At 73.3% G+C, this 404-nt stretch carries 1 protein-coding gene; it reads right to left on the reverse strand.

Features of this window, described 5'->3' with window-relative positions:
* A partial coding sequence (locus M3677_RS17650; protein WP_251161233.1) for an oxaloacetate decarboxylase occupies window positions 1-404 on the reverse strand: 404 nt, incomplete at both ends.

The following is a 404-nucleotide window of genomic DNA, read 5'->3' on the forward strand; positions in this document are numbered from 1 at the left end:
GTGCGGGCGGCGACGGCGGCCCGCACCTTGGCGACGGCCTCGTCGGTGTCGATCACCGCCTTGCCGCTCATGTGCCCGCAGCGCTTGGGCGAGACCTGGTCCTCCAGCTGCAGCCCGCCGACGCCGGCTTGCTCGTACTCGCGCACGGTGCGGACGACGTTGAGCGCGTTGCCGTAGCCGGTGTCGGCGTCGGCGACGAGCGGCACCTCGACGGCCTGGGCCATGCGCCGGGCGTTGTCGGTCATCTCCGCACCGCCCAGCAGCCCGATGTCCGGGCGGCCCAGCAGCGAGGCCGACGTCCCGAAGCCGGTCATGTAGACGACGTCGAAACCGGCCTGCTGCACCAGCCGCGCGCTCAGTGCGTCGTAGGCGCCCGGCGCGACGAGTGGACGACGGGACTCCTG

Source organism: Curtobacterium sp. P97, assembly GCF_023712445.1.
Lineage (GTDB): Bacteria > Actinomycetota > Actinomycetes > Actinomycetales > Microbacteriaceae > Curtobacterium.